The 16,138-nt window shown below is 68.1% G+C and carries 16 protein-coding genes; 6 read left to right on the forward strand and 10 right to left on the reverse strand.

What is annotated here, in order from left to right:
* Window positions 1–5: 5 nt before the first annotated feature.
* Complete coding sequence (locus tag IC40_RS0116885) at window positions 6–635, reverse strand: GNAT family N-acetyltransferase (RefSeq protein ID WP_030135881.1); 630 nt, start codon at window positions 633–635, stop codon at window positions 6–8.
* Between the two features lie 90 nt (window positions 636–725).
* On the opposite strand from IC40_RS0116885, the gene IC40_RS0116890 reads away from it, so the two are divergent.
* Together IC40_RS0116890 and IC40_RS0116895 are read left to right on the forward strand one after the other, a co-directional pair.
* The gene (locus IC40_RS0116890) at window positions 726–917 is read left to right on the forward strand and encodes a hypothetical protein (RefSeq protein ID WP_030135882.1); all 192 of its coding nucleotides are present in this window, start codon (window positions 726–728) and stop codon (window positions 915–917) included.
* A 9-nt stretch (window positions 918–926) separates the two neighbouring features.
* Window positions 927–2,597: a patatin-like phospholipase family protein gene (locus IC40_RS0116895; protein WP_081843475.1), complete on the forward strand. Its 1,671-nt coding sequence runs from the start codon at window positions 927–929 to the stop codon at window positions 2,595–2,597.
* Here IC40_RS0116895 and IC40_RS0116900 read toward each other — a convergent pair.
* The 4 genes from IC40_RS0116900 to IC40_RS0116915 are packed head-to-tail and all read right to left on the reverse strand — an operon-like array spanning window position 2,594 to window position 5,398.
* On the reverse strand, window positions 2,594–2,989 hold the full coding sequence (locus IC40_RS0116900) for a DUF2237 family protein (protein ID WP_019514492.1): 396 nt from the start codon (window positions 2,987–2,989) through the stop codon (window positions 2,594–2,596). The genes IC40_RS0116895 and IC40_RS0116900 overlap by 4 nt on opposite strands.
* A 7-nt stretch (window positions 2,990–2,996) precedes the next feature.
* The gene (gene nagA, locus IC40_RS0116905; RefSeq protein ID WP_030135884.1) at window positions 2,997–4,151 is read right to left on the reverse strand and encodes an N-acetylglucosamine-6-phosphate deacetylase; all 1,155 of its coding nucleotides are present in this window, start codon (window positions 4,149–4,151) and stop codon (window positions 2,997–2,999) included.
* On the reverse strand, window positions 4,152–4,937 hold the full coding sequence (nagB, locus tag IC40_RS0116910; RefSeq protein WP_030135885.1) for a glucosamine-6-phosphate deaminase: 786 nt from the start codon (window positions 4,935–4,937) through the stop codon (window positions 4,152–4,154).
* On the reverse strand, window positions 4,937–5,398 hold the full coding sequence (locus tag IC40_RS0116915; protein WP_030135886.1) for a PTS sugar transporter subunit IIA: 462 nt from the start codon (window positions 5,396–5,398) through the stop codon (window positions 4,937–4,939). Before IC40_RS0116915 ends, nagB begins: the two co-directional genes overlap by 1 nt.
* A gap of 82 nt (window positions 5,399–5,480) precedes the next feature.
* On the opposite strand from IC40_RS0116915, the gene IC40_RS0116920 reads away from it, so the two are divergent.
* A complete protein-coding gene (locus tag IC40_RS0116920) occupies window positions 5,481–7,025 on the forward strand; it encodes a PTS transporter subunit EIIC (RefSeq protein WP_030135887.1) in 1,545 nt (514 codons plus the stop codon).
* A 3-nt stretch (window positions 7,026–7,028) separates the two neighbouring features.
* Here the strand turns inward: IC40_RS0116920 and IC40_RS0116925 are convergent, their stop codons facing one another.
* Both IC40_RS0116925 and IC40_RS0116930 read right to left on the reverse strand, forming a co-directional pair.
* Window positions 7,029–7,577, reverse strand: a complete 549-nt coding sequence (locus IC40_RS0116925; RefSeq protein WP_030135888.1) for a chorismate mutase — start codon at window positions 7,575–7,577, stop codon at window positions 7,029–7,031.
* Window positions 7,577–9,337 (reverse strand): N-acyl-D-amino-acid deacylase family protein, encoded by a 1,761-nt coding sequence (locus IC40_RS0116930; protein ID WP_030135889.1) that lies wholly within the window; start codon window positions 9,335–9,337, stop codon window positions 7,577–7,579. The genes IC40_RS0116925 and IC40_RS0116930 overlap by 1 nt, the downstream gene beginning before the upstream one ends.
* 285 nt (window positions 9,338–9,622) lie before the next feature.
* Here IC40_RS0116930 and IC40_RS0116935 point away from each other — a divergent pair, with 285 nt between their 5' ends.
* Window positions 9,623–10,444, forward strand: a complete 822-nt coding sequence (locus tag IC40_RS0116935; protein WP_030135890.1) for a hypothetical protein — start codon at window positions 9,623–9,625, stop codon at window positions 10,442–10,444.
* A 2-nt stretch (window positions 10,445–10,446) separates the two neighbouring features.
* Here the strand turns inward: IC40_RS0116935 and IC40_RS0116940 are convergent, their stop codons facing one another.
* Complete coding sequence (locus IC40_RS0116940) at window positions 10,447–11,442, reverse strand: LmeA family phospholipid-binding protein (RefSeq protein WP_030135891.1); 996 nt, start codon at window positions 11,440–11,442, stop codon at window positions 10,447–10,449.
* Between the two features lie 77 nt (window positions 11,443–11,519).
* On the reverse strand, window positions 11,520–11,798 hold the full coding sequence (locus IC40_RS0116945; RefSeq protein WP_030135892.1) for a hypothetical protein: 279 nt from the start codon (window positions 11,796–11,798) through the stop codon (window positions 11,520–11,522).
* Window positions 11,799–11,904: 106 nt separating this feature from the next.
* Between IC40_RS0116945 and IC40_RS0116950 the strand changes: the two genes are divergently transcribed.
* On the forward strand, window positions 11,905–13,671 hold the full coding sequence (locus IC40_RS0116950) for a sulfatase-like hydrolase/transferase (RefSeq protein ID WP_030135893.1): 1,767 nt from the start codon (window positions 11,905–11,907) through the stop codon (window positions 13,669–13,671).
* A 2-nt stretch (window positions 13,672–13,673) separates the two neighbouring features.
* On the opposite strand, the gene IC40_RS0116955 is transcribed toward IC40_RS0116950, so the two are convergent.
* Window positions 13,674–14,357: a YceI family protein gene (locus tag IC40_RS0116955; protein WP_030135894.1), complete on the reverse strand. Its 684-nt coding sequence runs from the start codon at window positions 14,355–14,357 to the stop codon at window positions 13,674–13,676.
* Between the two features lie 158 nt (window positions 14,358–14,515).
* Here IC40_RS0116955 and IC40_RS0116960 point away from each other — a divergent pair, with 158 nt between their 5' ends.
* Window positions 14,516–16,135: a peptide chain release factor 3 gene (locus tag IC40_RS0116960; protein WP_030135895.1), complete on the forward strand. Its 1,620-nt coding sequence runs from the start codon at window positions 14,516–14,518 to the stop codon at window positions 16,133–16,135.
* Window positions 16,136–16,138 lie beyond the last annotated feature (3 nt).

The following is a 16,138-nucleotide window of genomic DNA, read 5'->3' on the forward strand; positions in this document are numbered from 1 at the left end:
GGCGCTCAGCGCAGATCCGGGATATCTGCCGGCGTGCGGGGAAACACGTACAGGGCCATCTTGCGGTTCGACATCTGGTGCTCACCGAGGAACGTGCAGCCCACGTACTCGACCAGTCGACGGGCCCCGGTGTTGCGGTGGTCGGGGTCGAACATCACCCGTCGGCACTGCGGTTCCTGAGCGAAGATATCGGCCATCAGCTTCGGCAGGATCAGCGGTGCGATACCGCGATTCACCAGTCGGGTGTCGGCGATCGCCGCGTGCACCCCGAGGTCATGGGGGTCGGCCGCGTACCGCGTCGCAATGGAATCCTTGGCGGCCCGGTATATCTCGACGTAACCGATGTCCTCACCCTTGCGGCTGGCCAGAAACGGACGGGAGAACGTACCCGCCAGCTGGGCCTTCAGGTATCCCCGCCAGCGCTCCGGCGGCCACGCGTACTCCCAGGCCTCGGCCAGGTGCGGCAGGTTCATCCACTGCGAGATCAACTCGGCGTCGGCGTCGGGATCGACAAGACGCACGCCGTAGGGCGGCGCGACGGTGGGCGTCAACGGGGGCCCGACCAGGCGGACGTCCTCGGGGATGTCGGTCAGCTCGCGCGGCAGGATCGGCAGCGGCTCGTCAGTCTCGATCATTTGACGCACGAGCCTACCCAACAGCGCCGATCCGGGGTCGGCTACATACCTGGCCGGGGACCGCTGCGCCGGTGGTGCGATGGTAGGGGCATGATCCGCGATCATGTCGAAGAGCTGCGCAGGTGGGAGGATTCCGGTGCGCACTGGCAGGTGGTGGCCCGCTCCGGCGAACGGTTGACCATCGCCCTGCTGCGTTGCGACGGTGGTGAGGAGGTCGACCGGTTCACCTCCGACGACGCGGCACTGCTCGCCTACGTCGGTTCACGCAACGGTTCGGCCTAGAGTCACGTGGTGCAGATACCGTTCCTCGACCGGCGTGGCCCGGAACCGGCGCCCGTCGCTGAGGCCATTGCCGACTCGGCCGAGGAGCTGGAGAACGACGAGGCCCAGGACGCGGATCTGCCCACCGATGACCCGGCGCTGGTGTTGCAGAAGATGGAGAACCGGCTGGTGCGGCTGCACCTGGCCACCCCGGGCGTGCTGAGTGACGAACAGCTGCGCCGGTTGCGCTATCTGCTGAACTTCGCGAAATTATCCGATTTCGAGCCCGGCGCGGCGGGCCCGGGCGGCACGCGCGGCCGGGGCGATGTCTCGGTGGGCGCCGAACTGGCGAACTGGCGCGCCAGGGTGGCCAACACTCTGCACGGCCCGCTGCGCGAGGACCGCGATGCCGCCCGCGCGCTGACCGATGCCCGCCACATCCTCGACGCCCTGAGCGATGACCAGGACGAGCAGCGCAGCGCGCTCGCCGAACGCCACGGGGCCCGGTTCTCCCAGCGTGAACTCGACGCCGAGATCGGCCACAAGAAGTTGGTGACGGTCCTCGGCGGCGGTGGTGGCGCGGGTTTCGTCTACATCGGCGGGATGCAACGGCTGCTGGAGGCCGGCCAGGTCCCCGACTACATGATCGGTTCGTCGATCGGGTCGATCATCGGTGCGGTGATGTCGCGGTCGCTGCCCGTGCCGATCGACGAATACGTGGCCTGGGCCAAGACGGTGTCCTACCGCGCCATCCTCGGCTCCGAGGAGCTGCGCAGGCGGCACGGACTCACCGGCATGTTCGCCCTGCGGTTCGACGAGTTCGCGCACGGCTTGTTCACCCGCGAGGACGGCGAACAGATGCGGATGTCCGATCTCGGCATCCCCTACGAGGCGGTGGTGGCCGGGGTGCGCAGGCAGCCGTTCGCGGCGCTGCCCGCCAAGTTCCGCCATCAAGAGCTCGCGGTGCTGCGGATGCGCACCCTGCCGTTCCTGCCCATCGGCATGGGCCCCGAGGTGGCGGCCCGGATGTGGCAGGCGGCCGCGTTCATCGACTCCAGGGTGGTCAAGGCGATCGTCGTCGGCGGTGACGCGTTGACCCGCGAGCTCAATGTCGTCGATGCCGCGTCGTTCTCCTCGGCCATTCCCGGTGTGCTGCACCATGAAACGCGCGATCCGACGATGGTGCCGATCCTCGACGAGATGTTGGCCACCCATGACGTGGGCGCCATCGTAGACGGCGGCACCGCGAGCAATGTGCCGGTGGAGTTGGCATGGAAGCGCATCCGCGACGGCCGGCTGGGCACCCGCAATGCCTGTTATCTGGCCTTCGACAGTTTCCATCCGCAGTGGGATCCGCGGCACCTGTGGCTCGCCCCGATCGCGCAGGCGATCCAGTTGCAGATGGTGCGCAACCTGCCCTACTCCGATCACATCGTCCGGTTCGCGCCCACCCTGTCGCCGCTGAACCTGGCGCCGTCGACGGCCTCGATCGACCGGGCCTGCGGGTGGGGGCACAAACGGGTGGACAAGGCCATCCCCATCACTTCCGCATTGCTGCAGCCGATCTGGTGGGAGGACGTGCCCGAGCCGGAACGTTCGCGCGCCGCCAAGGACACCGCGACGCCGATGAGCACCGTGCTGTCGGAGGCCCAGCGTCCGCGCAACCGGTTCGAACGCTGGCGGGACCGCTACCTCACCTAGAGATCGCTCGCGTCGTCGGGCACATCGACGGCATGCTCGGCGAGCACCTCGATCGGCACGATGCTCAGCGTGCGTTCATGGGTGCACGCCATCACCACGGGTGCGGCGAATCCATCCTGGTAGGCGCGCAACCAGTTGACCGCCGTGACACACCAGCGATCCCCTGGCACCAGACCGGGAAACCGGTACTGCGGCATGGGGGTGCTCAGATCATTGCCGATGGACCGCTGATGTTCCAGGAATTCGGCGGTCACCACGGCGCAGATGGTGTGCATCCCTGCGTCTTCCGGACCGGAGGAACAGCAGCCGTCGCGGTAGAAGCCGGTGACCGGGTCGCTGCCGCACGGTTCCAACGGGCCGCCCAGCACATTCAGTTCGGGGTGTTCGGGCATGCCCCCATCATGCATCCCCGCCCGCCGGGTCGAGTACCCAACCGCCACGGCGCAGCACACCGGTCACCGCGAGATCGGCGTCGAGCACCACCAGATCGGCGGCCGCCCCGGCCACCAGCCGCGCGTCGGGCAGCCCCAACGCGCGCGCCGGATTCACCGATGCCTGGGCCACCGCCGCACACAACGCCGCATCGCGGGCCAACCCGCTGTGGGTCACGGCGAACCGGAACACCCGGTCCATCGTGGCGGTGCTGCCGGCGATCGTCTCGGTACCCGCGACCCGGGCCACCCCATCGCGCACCTGCACCCCCAGCGGACCCAGCTCGTACCGACCGTCGGCCATCCCGGTGGCGGCCATCGCATCGGTGATCAGCGATACCCGTTGCGGCCCAGCACTTCGCGTGATGTGCCGGTAGATCGCCGGGTCGACGTGCACCCCGTCGGTGATGACCTCGACGGTGACCCGGTCATCCTCCAGCAGCGCGATGATCGGGCCGGGCTCGCGACGGTCGATGGGCCGCATCGCGTTGAACAGATGGGTGCCGACTCCCGCGCCGGCGTCGATGGCCGCGCGGGTCTGGGCGTAGGTCGCCTCGGTGTGCCCGACGGCCACCACGACGCCCGCCGACCGGAGTTGGGCGATCGCGGCGAGCGCGCCGTGGCGTTCCGGGGCCAACGTCACCATCCGGATGCAGCCCGCCCCGGCATCGAGTACGCGGGCCACCTCGTCGCGGTCCGGATCGCGCATCAATGCGGGTTCGTGTGCACCACAGCGCAACTCCGAAAGCCACGGACCTTCCAGGTGGATACCGTCGAGCAGTCCGGCCCGCACATCGCCGGCCAGTGCGCCGACCTGGCGCAGTAGCTCATCGGGTGCCGCGGTGACCAGCGAGGCGACAATCGTGGTGCTGCCGTGCCTGCGGTGCAGATCGACTGCCGCGGCCGTCTGCTCGGTACTGCCTGCGGTGAAGTTGGCGCCGGCCCCGCCATGGACGTGGGTGTCGACGAATCCGGGCACCACGGTGACCGCGCCCAGCACCCGGTCGGGCGCGCTGGGCGGAGCACCGGAACCCGTGGCGCGCACCGTTTCCCCGGCGATATCGATCCACCCCGGGCGCAGAAGTTGCGCACCGGTCAGCAGGGTATCGGCGACCAGCAGCACTCAGATGCCCTGCCAGTCGGGCTTGGACCGGTAGGTCTCGCGGTAGTACTCGGCGAGCTGCAGCCGGCGAGCGGCACCATCGTCGAGCAACACCGTCACGTGCGGATGATGCTGCAGCACGGTGGCCGGCCACATCGCGCTGACCGCACCCTCCACCAGGTGGTGCACGGCCTCGGCCTTGCTGCGCCCGATGGCCACCAGCACTATGTGCCGCGCCTCGAGAATGGTGCCCAGCCCCTGGGTCAGGCAGTGGGTGGGCACGGCATCGATATCGTCGCCGAAGAAACGGGCGTTGTCGCGGCGGGTCTGTTCGGTCAGCGTCTTGATCCGGGTGCGCGAGGCCAGCGAGGAACCGGGTTCGTTGAACCCGATGTGCCCGTCGGTGCCGATCCCGAGGATCTGCAGGTCCACTCCCCCCGCGCCGGCGATGGCCGCCTCGTATGCCGCGCAGGCCGCCGGGATGTTCTCGGCCAGGCCGTCGGGTCCCTGCACGGCACCGTCGGCGAAGTCCACCCGGTCGACGAAGACGGTGTCGATGACATTGCGGTAGCGCTCGGGGTGGTCGGCGGGCAGACCGACGTATTCGTCGAGGGTGAACCCGCGGACCTGCCGGAACGACAGCCCGCCCGCGGCATGGCGGGTGGCCAGCTCGTCATAGATGGACAGCGGCGATGACCCGGTGGCCAACCCGAGCACGGCATCGGGCTTGCGATCCAGCAGCGCACCGATGGCGTCGGCGGCGACGCCGCCGATCGCGGCGGCGTCGGGCAGGATGACGACCTCCATCAGCTGGTCGCCACGAACAGTCCGGCCCCGGCGGTCAGGTGGGCCCCCAGCGGCGGGGTCACCGCGATATTGCCCGGTTCACGCTCGTCCATGATCACCACGGGCACGATCGGGTTGAGCCCCTTGGCCACCACCGCCGGGATGTCGTAGGTGATGACGACCTCACCGGCGGTGACCTGCACGCCCTCCTGCAGCACGGTGGTGAAACCCTCGCCGTTGAGCGCCACGGTGTCCAGGCCCAGATGCACCAGCACGCCGACGTTGTCCGGGGTCAGCACGATGAAGGCGTGCGGCATGAGTTTGAGCAGCTTGCCCGACACCGGCGCGACGGCGTCGACGATCTCGTGCGGCGGGTCGATCGCGGCGCCGACGCCGACCATGCCTTGGGAGAACACCGGATCGGGCACATCGGCCAGGGCGACGGCGCGTCCCGCCACCGGCGCCAGCACGTTTGTCGTCATGGTTGCAACACTACGAGCGGCGCACCTCGGGCGTTGCCGAACACGGCCTTGGATTGCGGTCTCTGGGGCTAAGCTGCCGCGAATGGGTGGGTCGACCAAACCGCAGAACAGTCCCCGCATCCCGGGGTTCGCACAACTCCAGCGGCTCGGCAAGAGCCTGATGCTGCCGATCGCCGTGCTCCCCGCGGCGGGCATCCTGTTGCGGCTGGGCCAGCCGGATCTGCTGGGCCGCATCGAGGCGCCGGTGGTCGGGCCGTTCTTCCAGGCCATGAGTGCGGCCGGCGGCGCATTGTTCGACAATCTGGCGTTGTTGTTCGCCGTCGGTGTCGCGATCGGTTTCGCCAGGAAGGCCGACGGATCGACCGCGTTGGCCGCCGTGGTCGGCTATCTGGTGATGGACAAGGTCTTCGAGACCATGTCGCCGTTCGTCCTCGCCGGTGTGCTCGACAAGGCCGGCGAACAGGCCCAGATCAACTACAGCGTCTTCGGCGGCATCGTCATCGGCCTGTTGACCGCCTGGCTGTTCGACAAGTACCACACCATCGAATTGCCCTCGTATCTCGGCTTCTTCGGGGGTCGGCGGTTCGTCCCGATCGTGGTGTCGCTGGCCAGTCTCTTCGTGGCGTTCGCGATGAGCTACTTCTATCCGCTCTTCGACTCCGGGCTGACCAGTCTGGGTCAGTTCATCGGTGGCTCCGGTGCGATCGGTGCGTTCGTCTACGGGTTCGCCAATCGGATGCTCATCCCGGTGGGTCTGCACCACATCCCGAACTCCTATATCTGGTTCCTCTACGGCGATTACGACACCCCCAACGGTGTCGTCACCGGCGAGCTCACCCGCTTCGCCGCGGGCGATCCCACCGGCGGACACCTGACGGCGGGCTTCTACCCGATCCTGATGTTCGGTCTGCCTGCCGCGGCGCTGGCGATGATCCATGTGGCCGACAAGAAGCAGCGCAAGGTCGCCGTCGGCATCCTGTCCGCGGCGGCGCTGACGGCGTTTCTCACCGGCGTCACCGAACCGCTCGAGTTCGCATTCATGTTCGTCGCGTTCCCGCTGTACGTCATCCACGCGGTGCTGACCGGTCTATCGCTGGCCATCGCCTACGCCCTGGACATCCATCTGGGCTTCTCGTTCTCGGCGGGCCTGATCGATCTCCTGCTCTACGGGGGAGCCCCGGCGGCCAAGAACATCCCGCTGTTGGTGGGTATGGGCCTGGTGTTCTTCGTCGTGTACTACCTGTTGTTCCGGTTCGCCATCACCCGGTGGAACCTGCGCACACCGGGCCGCGAGCCCGAGGATGAGTTCGTCGCCGAGGAGGCCGCCAATGTCGGTGCGGGCACCGGATCCCCCACCGCGGTGGTCGCCGGCACCGGTTCCGATCCCGGTGCCGAGGCATCGCGCGCCGAGCAGGTCATCGCCGCATTCGGCGGCCGGGGCAACCTGGTCAACGTCGACGCCTGCATCACGCGCCTGCGGATGGAGGTCGCGGATCCGTCGAAGGTGGATCAGGCCCGGTTGAAGAGTCTCGGCGCGGCCGGCGTCATCGAGGTCGGCAACAATGTGCAGGCCGTGTTCGGGACCGAGGCCGAGGCACTGAAGAACGACATCAACAGCGCCCGCTGAATCTCAGCGGCAGTAGTCGTGTGTCGCGTACTCCAACGCGCGTCGGAACACGGGGTCCAGCCTGCGGTTGCGTGCGGCCTCGTCGACCGCGGCCGCCAACTCTGCCGGACACGACGGGTTGTGCAGTTCCTGCCATCGGTGCCCGATCTCGGCGACCATGGTCTGGTTCAGCGTGTCGATCTTCGCGCGGGTGTCCGCCAGGTCGGGGGCCGTGACGGGTGCGGCCGCCGGGTCGATCTTCCAGTATGCGAACAGGCTGTGCTGCAACGAGACCGAGGCGTCGATCTGGTCGCGGAAGACCTCGCGCACATAGCCGGGATCGGTCCCCTGCTGCTGAGCGGCGGCGGCGACCCCGTCGAGTACCTGCTGTTCGCGCGGTGGGTCCGAGATCGCACCGCCGGTCAGGTATTTGGAAGCCGCAACGGGGTCGGCGGTCTGCAACCGCTGTGCGGCGGCATCCACCAGCGGCAGCAGCGGGCTCAGCACATCGGCACCGGCGGCCGGGGCGATCGTCGCGAACGCCAGCGCGGCAGCAATCAGCGGTATCCGCATCAGCGGGTCCCGCGCAGCAACCGGCCCGGCCGCTTACCGGTGTCCACGCCGTCGCGTCGGGTGATCACGCCGTTGACGATCGTCGCGGTGTAGCCCGACGCGCCCTGGACCAGCCGGTGCCCGCCGGCGGGCAGGTCGAAGGCCATCCGCGGTGCGTGCAGTGTCAGTGCGTCGAGGTCGATCACGTTGATATCGGCCTTCTTTCCGGTCTGGATGACGCCGCGGTCGGTGAGCCCGAACAGCTGCGCGGTGTCATGGGACTGTTTGCGAACAACGTACTCCAGCGGCAGCTTCTCGCCGCGGTGTCGATCACGTGCCCAGTGCGTCAGCAGGAAGGTCGGATAGGACGCATCGCAGATCATGCTGCAATGCGCACCACCGTCGGAGAGCCCGAGCACCCCGGCGGGATGGGTCATCATCTCCCGGATGGCGTCGTGATTGCCGTCGGCGTAGTTGAACATCGGCAGCATGAGCATGTTCGATGCATCGGCCTCCAGCATCAGGTCGTACATGGCGGCCAGCACATCCTGGCCGCGGTCGGCGGCGATGGCGGCCACCGTCTTGTCGCGGGTGGGCTCGTAGTCGGGCGGTTCACCGAGCGAATACAACCGGTCACCGGAGTACTGCGCCAGCGCGAACATGCCGTCGAACAGCACGTTCGGGTCGATCGGCAGATCTTCTTCGGACAGAATGGCCTGCCGCACAGCCGGTTCGGCCAGCCGGGCGGCCAGCTCCTCGCGGCCGCACGACGCCTTCAACGCGCGGTAGGTGGGACGGTGGGTGAAGGCGTGGTGGCCGGGAAAGCCCAGCAGCATGCCGAACGGGCGGGCCGCCACCTGCGGATACAACCGACTGCCCGCCTGATGCGCGGCGGCCGACAGGTCGAGCTGCTCGCGCCACAGTTGTGGGTCGGCGTCGACCTGGATGAGCGCGAAGCTCAACGCACAGTCGATCTCCTCGCCCAGCCTGCGCATCCATTCCAGTTCCCTGCGCGGGGCGACGATGTCCTCACCGGCGGCACCCTGCGGGGCCAGTTCGAAGACCGCACCGCCGCCGACCGCGGTGGCCCGCCCGAGGGCGAACAGTTCATCCTCGGCGGCAAAGGTTCCCGGCACCGGTTCGCCGTCCATGGCCCGGTGCGCCAGCGTCCGCGACGACGAAAAGCCCAGGGCCCCGGCCTCGATCGCCTCCCGGACGATTCGGCTCATGGCCGCGATGTCCTCGGGTGTGGCCGGTTCGTTGCGGGCTCCGCGCTCACCCATCGCGTAGGCCCGCACCGTCCCATGCGCGATCTGGCTACCCATGTCCACGGCGAGCTCGCGGTGGCCGATGACATCGAGGTACTCGGCGTAGCTCTCCCAGCCCCAGGTGATGCCCTCGGTGAGCGCGGTGCCGGGAATGTCCTCGACACCCTCCATCAGCTCGATCAGCCATTGTTCCTGACCGGGCCGCACCGGGGCGAAACCCACCCCGCAGTTACCGGCGACGACGGTCGTCACACCGTGGCTGCTCGACGGTTCGAGCACATCGTCCCAGCTGACCTGTCCGTCGTAATGGGTGTGGATGTCGACGAAGCCGGGCGCGACGATCTTGCCGGTGGCATCGATGGTCTCGGCGGCCGCGCCGGCCAGCGGCGGGTCGCCATGGCCGCGGCGGCGCACCTCGACGATGCGTCCGTCCTTGACTGCCACGTCGGCGGTGAACCGGTCCGCACCGGTGCCGTCGACAACTGTTCCGCCGGTGATCAACAGATCGAACACAGCTCACTCCTTCGGTCCCCTGCATCGTGTGTAGCACCGCTCGTCGCGCAGACCAGGCAGATTTCGAAAAGTGTTCACTACCGGTGTCAGGGCAGGTATGCGTCACGACGCTTGGGCGAGATCGGCGTGAGGGTCGTGGATGCGCCGCGGTGACGGACAAAACCGCAACCCTCACGCCGATCTCGCCCAAGCAGTTTCAGACGGTCCCCCGCCCGGGCCGTGGTTATCCACAGCGGGTAGGCGCGAGCGCGCGGGTTTGTCGGTGGCGGCACGCACCATCCCGTCATGGAACCGTTTGTGGGCAGCGAGGCGCTCGCCGGTGGGATGATGACGCGTGGTGTCCTGCGGGCCCGATACACCGCAATCCTGCCGAACATCTATGTCGCCAAAGGCACCGAGCTGACGCTGGAGGTCCGCGCACGGGCGGCCTGGTTGTGGAGCGGCCGAACCGGCATCATCGCCGGCCGCACCGCCGCGGTCATGTACAGCACGCCGTGGGCGGTCACGACCGACCCCATCGAACTCATCGCCCGTCGCACCGAGCATCCCGACGGGCTGATCATCCGCAATGAGCGCATCGCGATCGACGAGATCGGGATCTGGAACGGACTCCCGCGCACCAATCCGGCGCGCACGGCGCTGGATATCGCACGCCACCATCCCCGGGATGCCGCAGTCATGCTGTTGGATCGGTTCTGCGCGGCAGCCGGCACCACCCGGGAGGACATCTCGCAGCTGGCGGATCGCTACCCAGGCGCACGCGGTATCCGGACCGCACTTCTGACCGCCGCCGAGATCGATCCCGGCGCCCTGACACCGGAGGAGACACGGGTCCGGCTGATGCTCTCCGATGTGGGGCTTCGGCCGCCGCACAGCAGGATTCACGTCACCGATGGTTTCGACGAGGCCGTGCTGGACATGGGATGGCGCACACTGCGGATCGGCATCGACTGCGAACGAGCCGACGCCCGCGACAGGTCCGACTTCCTGCAGAGCCTGGGCTGGATCTACCTGACGATCGCCCCCGGCGAGAACCACACCTCGGTGAGCTCCCGGGTCCGCCGGGCGATGCGGGCCAGGAGACGGCACCTGCCGGTGTTGCGCTGAGGTCAGAGATCGGCGAAACAGGCGTCGTTCTCGCCCGACGGGATGGTCGCGTCGGTACTGGAGAACGTTCCGTCGACACCGGTCTTGGTGACCTTCACCGAATCGGCCTTGATACCGAGCGGATAGTTCTCGTTGAGCTTGGTGGTCAGCTCGCTCAGCGCGGTCTGCACCGTGGCCTTGTCGAACGCTCCGGCGACATCCTGCACGGTGAGTTCCAGATTACCGTCGCGCACTTCGGGTTTGGCGGTGATCGTGGTTCCCCCGGCGGCCTCCATGATCAGGGTGCCCGCGTTCGCGTCGGTCCGCACCGCGGTCACCAGATTGCCGACGACCGGCAGGTTCTCCTGCACGGTCTGCTTGATGCCCTCGGCGGTCCAGGAGAGGTGGGCGGTCACCTTGCCGATGGTGCCCTTGGAGTTGGCCGAGTCCGCGAGCTCGATATCGCTGAGCGTCACGTCGGCGGTCATACCCTTGGCGGCCTGGACGCGGTCACCGGTGGTGACCACCGAGATGTCGGTGTAGTGATCGGTCAGGTACTGCCACAGGAAGGGCGGTGTCACCGAGTACGAGACCTCGGCGGTGTCCTCGACCAGGCAGTCGGTGATGCCGGACAGCACGGTGCCCGCGCGGTACCTGGCGAAGAGTTCCGCACCGGCCAGGACGGCCACCAAGGCGGCGATCACGATCACCGCGGTCAGCACGATGGTCTGACGGTTGCGGGCGGGCTTCGGCTCGGGTGGCTGCGGTCCCGGCGGCAGCTTCTGGATGGGTGGCGGCGGGATCGGCGGCGGTGGCGGGACCGGGATCTTGCGGGTCGCCGGTTCGGGTATGCGGTGCTGCTGCGTGGGCGGCTCGGATCGCGGTATCCGCTGCGTCGGCGGCTCCGGCCTGGGGATCCGCTGAGTGGGGCTGTGCGGGTCACCCGGGCGCACCGGCCTGGGGATACGCCGCGTCGCCGGGTCGCGCGGCTGGTCGGGCGGCAGCTGTCCTGGCGGCATCTGACGATTCTGCCAGGACACTCTGCCAGCACACCGCCGGCGGGAACCTGAGTTCCCCGCCGGCGGTGGTCAGCGGTCTACTCGGCCGGGTTCTGCTCCGCGGTGTTGTACCTGGTCCAGAATGCGAAGGCCACCAGCGCCGAGGTCACGCCCACCGCGATCCACACCACGGCCGAGATGATCAGCGAGATCGGGGACAACCCGAAGCCGGACAGCGCGAACCCGGCGTACACCAGCCACAGCAGCCGGTACACCGACCACAGCACACTCAGGCCCGAAAAGATGGCAATGGCCAACGCGGGAGTGCGCTCGACCCGCTTGGTGAGGTCCTGGAGCTGGGCGGGGATCACGTTCATCGGTTCTTCCTTTCGTGGGGCGCCGCCTCGTCCGGCGTCGTCATGGCACAAGTACATCGACGCGTTTTCGCTACCGATCCCAAGAATTCGGGTGTTGGATGACGTCATGAACCGGCCCGACATCGTCATCCTGATGACCGACGAGGAACGCGCGATCCCGCCATACGAGTCGGACGAAGTCCTGGACTGGCGGCAACGGATGCTGACCGGTCGGCGCTGGTTCGACGAGAACGGCGTCAGCTTCGCCAGGCACTACACCGGTTCGCTGGCCTGCGTGCCGAGTCGTCCGACGCTGTTCACCGGGCACTACCCCGACCTGCACGGTGTCACCCAGACCGACGGGCTGGGCAAGCGGTACGACGACTCGCGGTTGCGCTGGCTGCGCCGGGGCGAGGTCCCGACGCTGGGCAACTGGTTCCGGGCGGCCGGCTATGACACCCACTACGACGGCAAATGGCATATCTCCCATGCCGATCTGACCGACCCGGCCACCGGGAAGATCCTGGCGACCAACGATGACAACGGCGCCGTCGACGAGGCGACGGTACGGGCTTACCTGGACGCCGACCCGCTGGACCCGTACGGCTTCTCGGGCTGGGTGGGTCCCGAACCGCACGGAGCGGCCATGGCCAACAGCGGTTTTCGGCGCGATCCGTTGGTCGCCGACCGGATCGTGGCGTGGCTCGAAGATCGCTACGCCCGTCGGCGGGCCGGTGATCCCGCGGCGTCGACGCCGTTCCTGTTGGTGGCCAGCTTCGTCAATCCGCATGACATCGTGCTGTTCCCGGCCTGGTCACGGCGCAACCCGTTGGCGGCATCGCACGCGGACCCGCCGCACGTGCCTGCGGCCCCCACCGCTTCGGAGGACCTGTCGGACAAGCCGGCCGCCCAGGCCGCGTTCCGCGATGCCTACTTCTCCGGATACGGACCCTCGCGTGCCGTGCGGCGCACCTACCGCACCAAGGCCCAGCAGTACCGCGACCTCTACTACCGGCTGCACGCCGAGGTGGACGGCCCGCTGGACCGGGTTCGCAGAGCCATCACCGAGGGCTCGTCCGAGGCAGTCCTGGTGCGCACCTCCGATCACGGCGAGCTGTTGGGCGCGCACGGCGGACTGCACCAGAAATGGTTCAACCTCTACGACGAAGCGACGCGGGTGCCGTTCGTGATCGCCCGAATCGGTGCCGGCGCCACCGCGGCGCGCACCGTGGCGGCACCCACCTCACATGTGGATCTGGTACCGACTTTGCTCGGTGCCGCCGGGGTGGACGTCGCATCGGTGGCCACCGAACTCGCCCGCACCTTCAGCGAAGTGCATCCGCTGCCCGGCCGGGATCTGATGCCGGTCGTGGACGGGGCGCCCGCCGACGAGGACCGCGCGGTGTACCTGTTGACCCGCGACAATGTGCTGGAGGGTGATTCGGGCGCGTCGGGCCTGGCCCGCCAGTTGGGTCGCGATGTCAATCCGCCTGCACCGCTGCGCATCCGGGTGCCCGTCGACGTGGCGGGCAATTTCGAGGGCCTGGTGGCCCGGGTCGACGGCCGGTTGTGGAAGCTGGTGCGCACCTTCGACGACCCCGGAACCTGGACCGAGCCCGGTGTCCGTCAGCTTGCCTATACCGGGCGAGGAGCACAGCGCTACCGCAGCGACGTCCTCGACGATCAGTGGGAGCTCTACGATCTGACCGGCGACCCGGGTGAGGCCGTCAATCGCTGGGACGACCCGTCGCTCGACAGGGTGCGCGCGGCACTGCGCACCCAGCTCAAGCAGGTGCGCGCCGAAGCGGTGCCCGAGCGCAACAATCCGTGGCCCTATGTCCGGCGGCGCGGCACGCAGGAACCGAAACGCTGGTGGTCGCGGCTGCTCGGCTGACCTCAGCTCTTGGCCAGGTACACCAGGAACTCGATGACCGCCGCCGGCTGCACCTCCAACAACGACGCGAACGGTTTCGGCGGGCTGACGTTGAAGTCGGGCAGCCGCACCGGCACCGTGCCCACCGCCTCCACCCGGTCGCCGTTGCGCCGCACATCGACCTGCGCGGTCTCCGGGCGGGTGACCCCCTTGATGGTCAGCTGAACCGGAACCTCCAGTCGGGTCGAGCTGCCGTCGGACGGTATCGCGGACACATCGGTGGGGACGTTGCCGACCAATTCGGCGGTCGGGAACGTGTCGGTCTCCAACGCGTCGGCGCTGCGGAACTTCTCATCGCTCCCCGAACTTCCCGTTTCCAGGCCTGCCACGTCGACAGTGAACTTCAACGACCGCACATGGGAGTCCTCGATCTGGGCGTTGCCCGTGACCGTGTCGCCACGCCCGGCAACATCGACTGTCTCCCAGAGCAATTGCTGCTGCACCCGATAGCCGACCTGGGACCCGGGCTGCACGGTCCACGTGCCGTCCAACGCGCCGCCACCGGGCTGGGCCGCGGCGGCGAAGGCCAACACCGGCGCGGGCGGGCCCTGGACGTAGTTCTTGTAGGCCCATGGCGTGGCCGCGACCACCGCGACGAGCAAGACCACCAGCACCCCCGCGACGACCGCCGCGACCCTTTTCTTCACCGGGTCATGGTGACAAAGGCGGCGAGCCAGCGGGGCGATCTTGATCTAATTCACAGCGCCTCAAGTAGTCGAGGACGTCGGCGGCCGAGAGGAACACGCAGAGGCGCAGCCCTACGATTATCGGTTTATCGACCTGGGCAAATATCATCGATACCGAGATGACCGAGAATGCCGTGACCACCGCCGACACCAAATCCGCCGCCCGGATCAGCCAGGAGGCCGCCCGTCGGCGCACCTTCGCGGTGATCAGCCACCCCGACGCCGGTAAGTCGACGCTGACCGAGGCGCTGGCCCTGCACGCCAGGGTGATCAACGAGGCGGGCGCCATCCACGGCAAGGCGGGCCGCAAGTCCACCGTCTCGGACTGGATGGAGATGGAGAAGGCCCGCGGCATCTCGATCACCTCGACCGCCCTGCAGTTCCCCTACCGCGACTGCGTCATCAACCTGCTCGACACCCCCGGGCACGCCGATTTCTCCGAGGACACCTACCGGGTGCTCACCGCCGTCGATGCCGCGGTCATGCTGATCGATGCCGCCAAAGGCCTTGAGCCGCAAACCCTGAAGCTCTTCCAGGTGTGTAAGCACCGCGGTATCCCGATCATCACGGTGATCAACAAGTGGGACCGCCCGGGCCGGCACGCGCTGGAGCTGATGGACGAGATCCACGAACGCATCGGGCTGCGCACCACCCCTCTGACCTGGCCGGTGGGTATCGCCGGTGACTTCAAGGGTGTGATGGACCGCCGCAAGGGTCACTACATCCGCTTCACCCGTACCGCCGGTGGCGCGACCGCCGCCCCGGAGGAACACATCCCGGCCGATCAGGCGTATGCCGCGGCCGAGGGCGACTGGGACACCGCCGTCGAGGAATCCGAACTGTTGTCGATGGACGGCTCGGACTACGACCGCGACACCTTCCTGTCCGGCGAGTCCTCCCCCGTGCTGTTCACCTCCGCGGCGTTGAATTTCGGGGTCAACCAGCTGCTGGACGTGCTGGTCGACCTCGCGCCCCCGCCGGGCCCAATCGTCGACGTCGAGGGAAACCCGCGCCCGGTGGACGCGCCGTTCAGCGCGTTCGTGTTCAAGGTGCAGGCCGGAATGGACTCCTCACACCGTGACCGGATCGCCTACGCCCGGGTGTGCTCGGGCACCTTCGAGCGCGGTGATGTGCTGACCCACGCCGGTACCGGCAAGCCGTTCGTCACCAAGTACGCGCAGTCGGTGTTCGGCCGGGAGCGTTCCACGCTGGACGATGCCTGGCCCGGCGATGTGATCGGCCTGGCCAATGCCGCCGCACTCCGTCCGGGTGACACGCTCTATCGCGATCTGCCGGTGACGTTCCCGCCGATCCCGAGCTTCTCCCCCGAGTATTTCTCGGTGGTACGCGGCAAGGATCCCAGCAAGCACAAACAGTTCCGCAAGGGTATCGAGCAGCTCGACCAAGAGGGCGTGGTGCAGGTTCTGCGCTCGGACAAGCGTGGTGAGCAGGCGCCCGTGTTCGCCGCCGTCGGCCCCATGCAGTTCGAGGTGGCCGCGCACCGCATGGAAACCGAGATCGGCGCCGCGATCACCCTGGAGTCGCTGCCCTACCAGGTGGCACGCATCGTGGATCCCGAGGACGCGGAGTTCATGAACAAGCAGGTCTCGGCCGAGGTGCTGACCCGCTCCGACGGCGTCATGCTGGTCCTGTTCTCCACGCCGTGGCGGCTGGAGGGCTTCCTGCGAGACAACCCGACGATCACGCTGCGATCGCTGGTGGCCGCGGCCGACGGGTGAGTT

This window comes from Mycolicibacterium neoaurum ATCC 25795, from assembly GCF_000691525.1.
Taxonomy (GTDB): domain Bacteria; phylum Actinomycetota; class Actinomycetes; order Mycobacteriales; family Mycobacteriaceae; genus Mycobacterium; species Mycobacterium neoaurum.